This is a genomic window from Paenibacillus apis (genome assembly GCF_018333295.1).
Lineage (GTDB): Bacteria > Bacillota > Bacilli > Paenibacillales > Paenibacillaceae > Fontibacillus > Fontibacillus antibioticophila.
Genome location: NZ_BORS01000001.1, coordinates 162,737 through 175,917 on the forward strand (window position 1 = coordinate 162,737; position 13,181 = coordinate 175,917).

The following is a 13,181-nucleotide window of genomic DNA, read 5'->3' on the forward strand; positions in this document are numbered from 1 at the left end:
TTGTTAGAACCCGAAATAGCCAGCGGCATTCCGGTAGGAAATATCTTCGACCATTTGTCCAAGCAGGGCTTCATCGTCTGGAGCTTCGCCGCGCTCTACCCATTCGCCGATCAGCTCGCATAGCACGCGGCGGAAATACTCATGGCGGGTATAAGAGAGGAAGCTGCGGGAATCCGTCAGCATTCCGACGAAGCCTGCGAGTAGGCTATGCTCCGCGAACAGCTCAAGCTGCTTGCGCATGCCGCTGCGAGTATCGTTATACCACCAGCCTGAGCCTAGCTGCAGCTTGCCAGGCGTTTCCTTCTGATAGCAGCCCATTAGTGTGAGCAGGGCAGGGTAATCCTTCGAATTCAGCGAGTACAGAATCGTCTTAGGCAGGCCGCTTCCGCTCTCCGCGCGGTCAAGCAGCTTCGAGAGCGCTTCCGTAATCGGCAGATCATTGAGCGCATCGTATCCGGTGTCCGGACCAAGCTGTTTGAACATCAAGGTATTGTTGTTGCGGTAAGCATGAATATGAAGCTGCATCGTCCAGTCAAACTCACGATAGAAGCTGATGAGCGCGGAGAGCAGTTCAGTGCGGTATATGGTCACTTCAGCAGTGGTCAGCGTCTCGCCATTTTGTCTTTTTCGGAAAATAGCCTCCACGGTATCCGCATCTCCTGCTTCATAGCGCAGCACATCGAGCGCATGATCAGAAAGCCGGCAGCCGTGATCATGGAAATAGCCGACCCGATTCTTCAGTGCCGCCGTCAAATCGGCAAAGGAATGAATCGGCTGACCGGCCGCCGACTCCAACCGCTTTAGCCAGTCTCCATAGCCGGGAGCATCAATATTCAGCGCCTTGTCTGGGCGGAACGTTGGGAGGACACGAAAATCCTTCTCTTCTGCAGCCAGCCGCTGATGATACTGCAGTGAATCTACAGGGTCATCTGTGGTGCAGACCAGCTTGACGTTTGAATTCTTGATAATATTGCGGCGCTTGAACGGTTCGGAAGCCAGTTGCTGATTAACTTCATTCCAAATCTCCGGCGCCGTTTCCCGGTTCAGCGGCTTATCAATGCCGAAGAAGCGGCGGAGCTCCAGGTGAGTCCAGGTATACAGCGGATTGCCGATCGTTCTGGGTACGGTATCAGCCCAGGCAAGGAACTTGTCGTAATCCGAAGCGTCTCCGGTAATATGGGACTCCGGAATCCCGTTAGCCCGCATCAACCGCCACTTGTAGTGGTCTCCCGCAAGCCAGGCCTCGGTCAAATTGCGAAACGGTTTGTTTTCATAAATCTCTTGCGGATCCAGATGGCAGTGATAGTCGATAATCGGCATTAGCGAAGCATGCTTATGGAATAAGGCTTGGGCAATGTCAGTAGATAGTAGAAAGTTATCATTCAAGAACATGTCGTGTCAGACTCCTTTAAATGGGATATGGTTTTGGATGACTATAAAGTTGAACTAATACTTTGTACGTTAGGGGCAACGTGTGAAGTGCTTCTATTTATAAGTTCAACTTTTATAAAGTAACTCCTGTTTTGAAAATAGCTAATTCCCGCACATCGTTCTGTTCATTTCGGGTTGGCTGCCCGCTCGCAACGGCGATAATGTATTCAATAAATTGCTCAAGCACTTCTTCCATAGGTGTCTCCAGCAGCGGTCCGGCGTTGAAATCCATCCAGTGCTTCTTGTTCGCATACAGCTCATTATTCGTGGCAACCTTGACGGTTGGAACGAAGCTGCCGAACGGTGTTCCTCTGCCGGTCGTGAACAGCACCAATTGGCAATCGGCTGCACCAAGCGCCGAGGAAGCAACCAGGTCATTGCCTGGAGCTTGCAGTAGACTCAAGCCCTTTTTGCGAAGCTTCTCGCCATATTGCAGTACGTCAACGACCGGAGCGGTTCCTGCCTTTTGCGTACAACCCAGCGATTTATCCTCAAGGGAGCTGATGCCTCCCGCTTTATTCCCCGGAGAAGGGTTCTCGTAGACCGGCTCGCCATAGGACAAGAAGTACTGCTTGAAGTTATTGATGAGCGAGACAATGTCCTCGAATACTTCTTTATTCTCTGCACGTGCCATCAGCATCTTCTCGGCGCCGAACATTTCAGGCACCTCGGTGAGCACGGTAGTGCCGCCCTGCGAGATCAGGAAATCGGAGAAGGCGCCCAGCAGCGGATTAGCTGTAATTCCGGAGAAGCCGTCCGATCCGCCGCATTTCAGCCCTACGTTCAACTCGCTCAGGGGCACGGGCTCGCGGATATCATTCCGGGCTGCTTCATAAATTTCGTCGAGCAAGGCAAGTCCGGCCTCCAGCTCGTTGCCAACTTCTTGTGCGACCAGGAATTTAATCCGGGCTTCATCGTATTCGCCGAGCAGGCTTTTAAACTCGGAGACGATATTATTCTCACAGCCGAGCCCGAACACAAGCACACCGCCGGCATTCGGATGATTAACCGCGTCAAGCAGAATGCTGCGGGTCATGCGGTGGTCATCCCCAAGTTGGGAGCAGCCATAAGGATGCTTGAGCACGGTAATATTATCGAATGAAGTCTGGTCCGGGTGCGCGTTCTTGAATTCGCTGATCATCATTTCGGCAATCCCGTTCACACAGCCTACAGTAGGGACGATGAACAGGTCATTGCGAATGCCGACCTTGCCGTTCTTGCGGCGATATCCGTCAAAGGTCAAATCCCGCTTCGGATAAATGACCGGGTGGAGGTCAGGAACGTATTCATACGATTCCTCACCGGATAAATTTGTCTTCAAATTATGAGTATGGATATGCTCGCCTTTTTGAATAGATGCCGTGGCATGGCCGATCGGATATCCATACTTGACGATGATATCTCCTTCGTTGAAGTAGGATAAGGCAATTTTATGGCCGCGGGGAATATCCATGCTGGCTTCGACGGTGCTTCCGTCGAGAGCAAGCTGTTCTCCTGCCGTAATTGCACGCAGGGCGACTGCTACATTGTCCCGGGCGTTCATTTTCATCAGGCTGCGCATTAGCTTTCTCCTCCTATCACTTGCTGCAGTGCACTCCGGCTTCCTGCCGTTTCCAACTGCTTGAGATCAGCCCGCAGTTGTTCTACCAGTCCTGGAATTCCCGTCAGATCCTCTCCCCAAAGACTGGCATCGCTTAAGATATCGTTTAGGAAGCTCTCCGGCTTGGCAGCAGCTTGATCGAATGCAGCGAGCACCTCCGGACCGTCTTGACGCGGAAGGCATCCGCCTTGATAGCCGAACAGCAATGCGGCAAAGGCCAGTACAGTCAGCCTCGGCAGCTGGCTGCGCTCCCGTTGATAGCGGATCAATACAGGCAGAAGGCGGGTCTTAAATTTGGAAATGCTGTTCAGATAAATAGAAGTCAACTCATGACGGATGAACGGATTCTTAAAGCGTTCCTGTACCGCTTCCGCATATTGAAGCAGCTCCTGCTCGGGCAGATCGAGCATCGGCAGCAATTCCTGCTTCATCTGAACATCTACAAATTTAGAGAAGGCAGGATCATTCATGACGTCTTCGACGGTGACGAGTCCCGCCAGCAAGCCTAGAGATACCATGGCGGTATGCGGGCCGTTCAGCAGGTGCACCTTCCGTTCGCGATAAGGCGTCATATCCGGAGTGACAACCACATTAAGCCCGGCTTGCGCCAGCGGCAGGCGCTCTTTCACTTCAGCCGGACCTTCAATCACCCAGAACAGGAACGGCTCCGCAGTAACCATCAGCTTGTCGAGATATCCCAGCTCTTGCTCCAATTCCTTGGCTTTGTCTCTCGGATAGCCCGGGACAATGCGGTCTACCAGACTGCAGCAGAATGTATTTTCTTCCTTGACCCATGTAATAAAGGCCTCCCCGGCCTGCCATTCCTCGGCATAGCGGAGGACGATCTCGCGAAGCTTCTCGCCATTCCGGTCAATCAGCTCGCACGGGATGATGATGAAGCCCTTCTTGCCCAGCTCAAAACGGCGAAGGAGCAGGGCGGTCAGCTTGGCCGGGAAGCTCTTGTGCGGAGCGCTGTCCCGTTTGTCATCGGGGTGATACGCAATGCCGGCCTCTGTCGTATTGGAGGTAATAAACTCCAGGTCGTCGGCTTCTGCGAGTGCCAGGAAAGCTTCATAGTTCCGGTAAGGATTAATAATTCGGCTGACGCTTGTAATGATTTCCCGGCTGTTGACGGTTTCTTGATCCAGAATGCCGTTTAACAGAACCGTATACAGACAATCCTGCTCTGTCAGCATGTCTCCGAGTCCTTGATCGAGAGGCTGTACCAGGACAGCACTGCCCTGGAACAGTCCCTTATTGTTCATTTGCTGAAGCTGCCAGTCGACAAAAGCACGCATAAAATTTCCTTCTCCGAACTGAATCATGCGTTCAGGATAGGCGGGCAAATCGGGATACGCGGTTCTTGAAAGCTGTTGAGTCATACTTGGTTTTCGCTCCTTCGCTTAATGAAATGGATTAATGCACACGTGAACATTTTTATATAAAAAAAGAGGGACGCTCTTTTTTTAACAGGATTGCATTCGCTGATTCTGACAGAGAATCAAGCCTCTACTGTTGATACCGTGCTGCGGATCATTAATTCTGTCTTGACCAGCGATTGCTCAGGCTGTGCTTGCGGATTCTGCATGAGCTGGATCAGCTTATGGGTACCCAGCTCGCTGATGTCTACGATGGGCCTGCGGACCGTGGTCAGTGCCGGATTGGTATATTTGGCGAATACGATGTCGTCAAATCCGATCAGTGAAAGTTGACCCGGGATCAGCACCTCGGCGGCATAACAGGCATTCATAGCGCCAATGGCCATATCATCGTTAGCGCAAAATACGAAGGTCGGCGGTACCGGCAGGGCAAGCAGGGCGTTCATCATTTGATAGCCGCTCTCGATGCTGTAGTCTCCGCTCACGAAGTAATCGGATGTGGAAGCCAGGCTGTGAGCAAGCAGGGCGTCAAGAAAGCCTTGCTTTCGCTCCGTAGTGGATTTAAATCCGGTTCGTCCTTCGATCATGGCCAGTCTCCGGTGTCCTTGGGCAATCGCATATTCCACAGCCTCACGGACGCCTCCCTTGTCATCGGATACCACGTTCATGATGCCCGGGTCCTCCAGATGGCGGTTCAGCACAACAAGCGGAATCCCCACTCTTTTGACATGATAAATGAAGTCGTTATCCTTATCGCTCTGGCTCATGACGATAATACCGTCGAACCGTTGGGAAGAAATGCCGTCAAGGTGCTTGATGCTGTCAATTCCATGCACGGTTAAGCTGTAGTTTTCATCCAGTACGTGATTGATGCCTTTAATGACATCCACGAGGAAGCTGGCGGAGGTTCCCTGGTCAATGCTTGAGAAAAACAGCCCGATCGTATACGATTTTTTCATCACCAGACTTTTGGCGTTGAAATTGGGCACATAGTTCAAATCAGCCGCAATCTTCTCAATCCGGTCCCGCGTCTCCTTCTTGATCAGCGGATTGCCGTTCAATGCCCGGGATACGGTGGTATGAGAGACACCGGCAACCTTTGCGATATCTTTAATCGTTACCATAGGACCTCTTCTTTTACGGAGAAATGATATGACTTTAACGATTTCATTGTAGTTCTAAATTCCCTTTTTAGTCAAGGGAAAACTGAATTGCACACGTGAAAATTATCATTGTCTCTCGACTTATGAAAGCGCTATAATAGAAGTGATTAAAATTAAAGGAGCGGCATGGATGCGTAAAGGAAGGTTGTTCTATAAGATTTTCATCCCGATTCTTGTGCTTGGCACCGGTTTGGTCGCAAGTTTTGCCAGTTATATTTATATCAGCACTGTAAGCTCGGTGAATGAGCGGATCGCCGGAAGCAAGCAAAATTTTATCTCCCAGACCCGAAACAATCTGGAGCAGCAAATCCGGACAATTGAGTATGCATTCGACACGTACAGCACAACGACTTCCTTCAGCGAGGCTGTCAACAACCCGATTACCGGGCAGGACTTTATAGCCTACCGGAATGTAAACTCGCAACTCAACTACATTGCAACGATCGGCATGGAGCGAGCCAATTATGCCTTGATCAGCTTGAAGCATGACTGGCAAATTTCAGATGGCAGACTGTCGGCCTTAAGCAGGCAGGAGAAGAATGAGCTTCTTAAAGCATACGTTGAAAATAAAGACCAGAGCTTGTTCTGGATCAAGACAGAAACGGGCATCCGATTCGTGAATACCCTGCCGATCTATTCCAAGAACAAGCAGGCGATTGCCTTCTCCGATATATCGCTGGAAACCTTGAATCAAGCGATTCAAACGGGGGAAGACAGCAGTGTATTCATTTTAAATCGGCGGGGCGAATTAATCTATTCGAACTATCCGGAGGAAGCTCTGCTTACCCCGGGTCAAGTTACAAGTATTTTAACTTCCATTACAGAGGGAAGAGAGCAGACCGGTATATTATCGCTGAAGGAGCTTGATCCTCATGCGGCGCCGGCCAAGCTGATCTATGCTGTATCTGATTATAATAACTGGATTTATGTGACCCTGCTCGACCAGCAGGAGATCTCGGGGGCTTTGAAGCTGACCAAATTCGGGATCATTACGATGAGTGCTGTGTTGATGCTCCTGATCTCGGTCGTGGCTTATATCCTAGCCATTTTCTTCACAAGGCCGATCAGACAGATTAAGAAAAGTCTCTCGATAGATGAGCAAGCGGCATCGAAGAATGAAATCGAGACGATCATCCAATCCATCGATACCATCGTCACCGAGAAGGAGAGCATGGAAAGCTTTTTGAAGGCGGAAATGCCGCAGCTGGAAACCCAGCTCATCACCAACCTGTTCCGTAACCGCGTCTCGGCCGATGAACTGGCAGCCAGATTGCCCCAGCTCGGATACCGGCAAATGAACGACAGTGTCTTCGTCACGATGCTGATACAACTGGATCATCTTGGCGAGCGCGAGGCTTCAAAGAAGGATATCCTGCTCTTGGCCGTCAACAAGCTGGTGGAAGAACAGATTCCCGCGTCCCAGCGGATGCTGCCGATCGTTCTGAATGATAAGACACAAGCTACGATATTACGGTTCATAGGCAGAAGCGAGCAGGAAATTCGCCATCAGCTGCTGGAGCAAGCGACGATTCTCATGAAGAATGCGAGAGACTATCTGAAGGTATCGATCAGTATCGGACTTAGTAAAACCTATAGCAGCTTGCTGGAGAGTAAGGAAGCCTGTGAAATGAGCAAGCTGGCGCTGCACCACCGTCTCAATTTGGGAAAAGAATCGATTATTTTTTATGAGGATATTTCGATGGTTGTCTCAGGGCCTGTCATGCTGCATTATCCGATGGAGCTGGAGTCCCAGCTGTTTGATGCGATTCGTCTGGGGGACGAGGAACAGGTCAGCCGAACCTTATATTTGCTGCTGGCGGAAATGATGAAGAAGAATAAAAATTCCTTGAATTTCGAGGTCGCACTGGTTCGGTTCGTCAGCAATCTGATCGAGTTGGAGCAGCTTCTTGGGATTGAGGTGCTGTTAAAACAAGATAATTACACGCTGTACCATGTGTTGCTGGAGACGAGAAATCCGGAGGAGGTTGAACGCATGCTCGTGGAGGAAATTATTTTTCCTATGGTTCGGAGTATGAAGGATAAGACGAACAAGCAATTCCGCAGCCTGTCCGAACAGATCGCGGTCATTGTGAGGTCGGAGTATGATCAGGAGCTGACGCTGGAGCAAATCGGAGAACGGCTTCACTATAATCCCAACTATCTGAGCAATATTTTCAAAAAAGAATTCGGCACGACCTTCAGCGATTACTTAATGAATTACCGTTTGGAAATGGCGAAAAAGTGGCTGGTCGAGACAGATATGACGATCCGCGAGATTGCGGAGAGACTGCAGTATCATAAGCCGCAAAACTTTATCCGCTCCTTTCGGAAGAAGGAGCATGTGACGCCCGGCGAGTATCGCAAATCGAGGCAAGCCGTTTGAGCGAAGAGCAAAGGGCTGTCCCATAAGTTATCAAACGCGTTGTGCTATTGACGTCGTGCATAAAGTGGATCGCACAATCTGCCCTGTGCGCGCCTTTTGCCCAAGGCTTGCGCGCAGTATCCTGCTGCTGACATGCCGCAGAGGCAAGTTTATTGCAGTGCTTAGGCTTAGCTATGTGCAAACTGCATTGTAGTTGAACTTTAAAGGCGTAGTAGTTAGGGCATAAGTGTAAAGGTAAAAGCTTTCTGTAAGAAAGCTGCATCGGGAGCATAGAGCGTTAGCGTTCGCCTTTGTGAGCCGATTTCTCCCTTGTTAGAACTTAGTCCAATCATAGAAATCCGCGAACAACAGCGATCGTAGCAACTCTTTACACGTTGCCCCTCTAACTCGCCTAATGGAGTTTAACTATTTTCCACTATTGCACACTTAACAGTAAATAGGCAACACCGCATCAACAGGAAATGCCTCAATTTCAACAAGCTCGTAGAGCGAGGGTTACTTCAGTAGATTAAGCAATATACCCACCAAGTACGCATGCGCACACCTCGCACCGAGCGCAGCTTTCAGCACGCCGTGTTCGCAGCATGACGGTGATTAGTGGACCGCATGAAAATATGGATCGTACTCATCCAGTGAAAAAAGTTACCTTAAATTCAGTGGGAATAATAGAAATGCGTATATAGTTAAATTTTTGTACTTAAAGTTGACTAAAACGTGGGTTTGGCTAGTTACTGGCGATCTAAGGTAAGTTTTTTCACTAAAAGTGGGTTCGAGCGTCAAATGAAGAATTTAAGGTAAGAAATTTCACTGGAGCGCGACCAGTTGAGGCTGATCAAGTGGGACAAGTTAATTTCGGAGAAAAGCTTCAGTACTGATAGGACAGGCAAAGTTTCGGTGTAAGACCAAAACATCGTGAGGCGGAGGCGTAACTTTAGGCTCGGTAGGTCATTGACGTCGTGCATAAGCAATAGCGCAAGCTTCCATTCGCGCTTAGCTCAAGGCTGGGCGTAGTCTCCTGCTTGCATGCCGCAGGGAGGTAAGTTAATAGCAGTGCAGTTATTGCTATGCAACTTAGGTATAGCTATGTGCAAACTGCATTGTATTTGAAGTTAAACTGCAAAGGCGAAGTAGCCAGGGCATAAGTGTGAAGGGTTGTGAAGTAAAAGCTTTCTGTAAGAAAGCTGCATCGGGAGCATAAGCTTGGAGCGGTCGCCTTTGTGAGCGGATTTCTCCTTTGTTAGAACCTAGTCCAATCATGGAAATCCGCGAACAACAGCGATCGTAGCAACCCTTCACACGTTGCACCACCTCAATTCTTCTCTGATGCTAATACATTACTTTCCCTACACGTCTAAGCCTTCGCAGTCAAGAAAATTGATGCAGTACGAGTCTCTTAATTCAATCAGGCCACCCGATAGGTTTTTTGGGAGGCTTCTTTTTACACTACTCTATAGAGCAGGCAGCTCGAGCCAGACCCTAGCCTTTCACCGAGCCGAGCATAGCCCCTTTGACGAAGTGGCGCTGCACAAACGGATAGGCAATCAGCATCGGAAGCGTGGCTACGACAATAACGGCCATTTTAATTCCCTGGGCTGGCGGGATGATGTCTACGACACTGTTGTCGCCCTGCATCCCGCTGGATACGATAACGATCTGCCGGAGGAGCACCTGAATCGGCCATTTGAGAGAATCATTGAGATAGAGAATCGCGCTCATATACGTATTCCAGTAGGCTACCCCATAGAAGAGCGAGATGGTTGCAATCGAGGGGAGCGACAGCGGCAGCATGATTTTGAAGAAGACGCCGAAGTCGTTGCTTCCGTCAATTTTAGCGGACTCCTCTAGACTGTCCGGCAGGGCCTGGAAGAAGTTGCGCATGATGATCAGGTTGAAGGCATTAATTGCGCTCGGAATAATCATGGACCAATAGGAGTCGATCAGGTGTACTCCTTTTACCACCAGGAAGGTTGGAATCATCCCCCCGCTGAACAGCATGGAGAAGACGATGATAAAATTGATCGGGTTCCTTCCATATAAATATCTACGGGACAGCCCATAGGCCATAGCAGCGGTGAGCGCCATACTGAGCAGGGTTCCCACTACGGTCACCCCAATGGAGACTCCGAGGCCCCGAAAGATGGTCGGCGTGGACAGAATATACTTGTAAGCATCCAGGGAAAAGGTAGTTGGAAACAATACGAACCGCTTCTCGATAATTTCCCGGGTTGAAGCAAACGAGCTGGCGATGACATTAACGAAGGGCAATAAGCAGGCTATAGCTAACAGAGCTAGCAGCGTGTTATTGACAACAGAAAAAATACGGTCACCGATGGAATGTTTCTTGTGCAGACTTTGTGCCACTTGATTATCCTCCTTGTTAGTCGATTAACAATTTCACCTTAACAATGAAAGAAGGATTCCGTATATAATCCTTGAAGCAGGTCTTTGGAAACGTTGAAAACGGCATCCCAAATGAGCATGCTCCTCAGCTTAGTTTGTAATCACCGCATAAGATGAAAATCCCGAGAGGCCTTATTCTATACGGTTTTGAAATCGCTGTCATCTGAGGATTATATACGGAATGCCCTCCTTCAATTACGCTAGGGGACGTAAACAAGAATGCTCAAGGAGGTTATCAAGTGAAAGCATCAAGCACCGCATCAATGAGGTTGGATCCCGGACTCAAACCGCGGTCTTCTCCGGTTCTTAAAGGCTTGATACGCAACAGGCTTTTGTATCTCATGATTTTTCCCGGGCTCGTGTATTTCATTGTCTTTAAATACCTGCCGATGGGAGGACTGATCATTGCCTTTCAGGATTATCAGCCCTTTCTCGGGATCACGGGAAGCCCATGGGTAGGACTCAAGCATTTCATCCGGTTATTTACGGAACCCACCTTTCTAATGCTGTTAAAGAATACATTAATTCTTTTCGCCATGAACATTATCTTCTTCTTTCCATTACCGATTATCTTGGCATTGATGCTGAATGAGGTTCAGAGCAAGTGGTTTAAAAATGCGGTGCAAACCATGATGTATCTTCCGCACTTTATGTCCTGGGTCATTATCGTATCGATCTCATATGTATTTCTGAATATGGACGGCGGTGTTGTGAATGAAATGCTGGCTTCACTTGGATTCAATAAAATCAGCTTCCTAACGGCACCCGAATGGCTGAGAACGATGTATATCGGACAAATCATCTGGAAGGAGCTGGGATGGTCAACGATCATTTTTCTGGCAGCCATTACGGTTGTCGATCCCCAGTTGTATGAAGCCGTTGAAATCGACGGAGGCGGCCGCTGGAGAAAAACCTGGCATATTACGTTGCCGGCCATCCGTCCCGTGATCATTACACTGCTGATTCTGAAAATCGGCAGCACGCTGGATCTGGGCTTTGAGCATATGTATTTGCTGCTTAACTCCATGAACCGTGAGGTAGCGGAAATTTTCGACACCTACATCTATACAGCCGGTCTGAAAAATGGACAATTGAGCTTCAGTACGACGGTCGGGCTGTTTAAAGGGCTGGTCGGCCTGATTCTGGTCATGCTCTCTAATAAGCTGGCCAAGAAGTTCGGAGAAGAAGGCGTCTACTAACGTTCAATTCGAATTCAAATGAAGAAGGGGTAGAAAAGTGATGAAATTGAATGGGAAGCAGCTTAGCATCGTTATGTTGGTTATTCTTCTATTACTTTCCGCTTGTGGTTCCAATTCCGGCGGGAACGGTGCCGCTAAAGACAATACCACCCAGAAGCAGGGAACCAATGGAGAGCCTGCTGCGGAAGAGCCGTTCAATATTACCTGGATGAACCTGCTGCACACGCCATCTACGCCAACGGGCGACATTCAGAAGCTTATTGAGGAAAAAACGAATACCAAGCTCAAGTTCTCCTGGATTCCTGATGCCAGCAAGGAAGAGCGGATCAACACGGCGCTTGCTTCCAATTCCCTAGCTGACATTGTTACGCTGACTATCCTTGAAAATGCGTCTGTACGTAATGCCTTGAAAGCGGGCATGTTCTGGGAAGTAGGACCTTATCTGAGTGAGTTCCCTAACTTGGCAGCGATATCTGAGGAGAAGCTGCAGGCAGCATCGATCGGCGGGAAGCTGTATGGCGTTCCTTTTCTTAAGGACGTAGCGCGTAACGGCGTCATTATCCGGCAGGACTGGCTGGACAACTTGGGCCTTGAGGTTCCTAAAACAACCGATGAACTGATGGCTGTAGCCAAAGCGTTCAAGGAGCAGGATCCGGACGGTAACGGGAAGAATGATACCTATGGCTTTATTGACCGGAATGATCTGGTCTACGGCGTATTCAAGACGATCGGCTCCTATTTCGGCACGCCAAACGTATGGCAGCTGAATGAAGACGGCACCTTTACGCCGGAGTTCGAGACCAAAGGCTATGTCAAGACGATGGACTACATGAAGGAGCTGTATGACAACGGCTATATCAATCAGGATTTTGCGGTCACTGCGAAGAAGGATCAGCAGGAAGGCTTCAATCAAGGCAAAGCGGGGATTTATGTTGGCGCTTTGTTCGATAGCAAGAACCTGCTGAACGGAGCCAAAGGAATTCAAGACATGATGGAGTTAACGATGATTAACGATATCACTTCGACCGGCAATGAGAGTGACCGGGCAATCTGGGCTGGTGCTGGGGGAATCGGAGGATTAATGGCCTTCCCGAAATCCGAGGTGAAGGATGAAGCGGAATTAAAACGGCTGCTGAAATTTGTGAATGACCTGATGGAAGAGGATGTTTTCACCCTGATGACTTATGGCGTTGAAGGCGTGCATTATTCGCTGGATCAAGAAGGAGCCGTGACGATCATTGATCAGGAAAAATGGGAGCAAGAGGTTCAGCCTTACTCCGCTTCTCGTCCTAAGGAGCCCGGGTACCGCATTCACGAGGCAGATCCGCTGAGAGTGGAATCCTCCAGGCTGATTCTGGAAAATGAGAAATATGCGGTCTACAATCCAGCCTATTCCCTGGAATCAGAAACATTTACGATGATGGGCTCGGAGCTTCAAAAGATTATTACGGATGCCACCTACAAGTACATTCTTGGCTCCATCGACCTGGAGGGCTTCAAGGCCGAGGTCGAGAAATGGAAGAAATCAGGCGGCAGCAAAATCATCAGCGAGTACGAAGCGGCTTATAAAGACGCAAATTCGTAATTTCTATAAATCGAATTGGGTCCTTCCATGATCTATGGCAA

General features: G+C 49.2%; 8 protein-coding genes. 3 read left to right on the plus strand and 5 right to left on the minus strand.

What is annotated here, in order from left to right:
* Positions 1 to 3: 3 nt before the first annotated feature.
* The 4 genes from uxaC to KI362_RS00665 all read right to left on the minus strand — a co-directional run bounded on the left by uxaC (position 4) and on the right by KI362_RS00665 (position 5,534).
* Positions 4 to 1,392: a glucuronate isomerase gene (gene uxaC, locus KI362_RS00650; RefSeq protein ID WP_301624107.1), complete on the minus strand. Its 1,389-nt coding sequence runs from the start codon at positions 1,390 to 1,392 to the stop codon at positions 4 to 6.
* Positions 1,393 to 1,504: 112 nt separating this feature from the next.
* Positions 1,505 to 2,992 carry a UxaA family hydrolase gene (locus KI362_RS00655; RefSeq protein ID WP_301624108.1) on the minus strand — a complete coding sequence of 496 codons (1,488 nt, stop codon included), beginning with the start codon at positions 2,990 to 2,992 and terminating at the stop codon, positions 1,505 to 1,507.
* Positions 2,992 to 4,413 carry a tagaturonate reductase gene (locus KI362_RS00660; RefSeq protein WP_301624109.1) on the minus strand — a complete coding sequence of 474 codons (1,422 nt, stop codon included), beginning with the start codon at positions 4,411 to 4,413 and terminating at the stop codon, positions 2,992 to 2,994. The genes KI362_RS00655 and KI362_RS00660 overlap by 1 nt, the downstream gene beginning before the upstream one ends.
* 119 nt (positions 4,414 to 4,532) lie before the next feature.
* Complete coding sequence (locus KI362_RS00665) at positions 4,533 to 5,534, minus strand: LacI family DNA-binding transcriptional regulator (protein WP_212938230.1); 1,002 nt, start codon at positions 5,532 to 5,534, stop codon at positions 4,533 to 4,535.
* 169 nt (positions 5,535 to 5,703) lie between these two features.
* Here KI362_RS00665 and KI362_RS00670 point away from each other — a divergent pair, with 169 nt between their 5' ends.
* Positions 5,704 to 7,956 carry an AraC family transcriptional regulator gene (locus KI362_RS00670; protein WP_301624112.1) on the plus strand — a complete coding sequence of 751 codons (2,253 nt, stop codon included), beginning with the start codon at positions 5,704 to 5,706 and terminating at the stop codon, positions 7,954 to 7,956.
* 1,476 nt (positions 7,957 to 9,432) lie between these two features.
* Here the strand turns inward: KI362_RS00670 and KI362_RS00675 are convergent.
* Positions 9,433 to 10,317, minus strand: a complete 885-nt coding sequence (locus KI362_RS00675; protein WP_283248945.1) for a carbohydrate ABC transporter permease — start codon at positions 10,315 to 10,317, stop codon at positions 9,433 to 9,435.
* A gap of 380 nt (positions 10,318 to 10,697) precedes the next feature.
* Between KI362_RS00675 and KI362_RS00680 the strand changes: the two genes are divergently transcribed.
* The gene (locus KI362_RS00680; RefSeq protein ID WP_374705612.1) at positions 10,698 to 11,555 is read left to right on the plus strand and encodes an ABC transporter permease; all 858 of its coding nucleotides are present in this window, start codon (positions 10,698 to 10,700) and stop codon (positions 11,553 to 11,555) included.
* Between the two features lie 40 nt (positions 11,556 to 11,595).
* On the plus strand, positions 11,596 to 13,140 hold the full coding sequence (locus KI362_RS00685; protein WP_301624116.1) for an extracellular solute-binding protein: 1,545 nt from the start codon (positions 11,596 to 11,598) through the stop codon (positions 13,138 to 13,140).
* The last annotated feature ends 41 nt before the right edge of the window (positions 13,141 to 13,181 follow it).

Coding starts and splice junctions, on each gene's coding strand:
- uxaC (WP_301624107.1), bottom strand. CDS start 1,392: ATGTTCTTGAATGATAACTTTCTACTATCTACTGACATTGCCCAAGCC.
- KI362_RS00655 (WP_301624108.1), bottom strand. CDS start 2,992: ATGCGCAGCCTGATGAAAATGAACGCCCGGGACAATGTAGCAGTCGCC.
- KI362_RS00660 (WP_301624109.1), bottom strand. CDS start 4,413: ATGACTCAACAGCTTTCAAGAACCGCGTATCCCGATTTGCCCGCCTAT.
- KI362_RS00665 (WP_212938230.1), bottom strand. CDS start 5,534: ATGGTAACGATTAAAGATATCGCAAAGGTTGCCGGTGTCTCTCATACC.
- KI362_RS00670 (WP_301624112.1), top strand. CDS start 5,704: ATGCGTAAAGGAAGGTTGTTCTATAAGATTTTCATCCCGATTCTTGTG.
- KI362_RS00680 (WP_374705612.1), top strand. CDS start 10,698: ATGATTTTTCCCGGGCTCGTGTATTTCATTGTCTTTAAATACCTGCCG.
- KI362_RS00685 (WP_301624116.1), top strand. CDS start 11,596: ATGAAATTGAATGGGAAGCAGCTTAGCATCGTTATGTTGGTTATTCTT.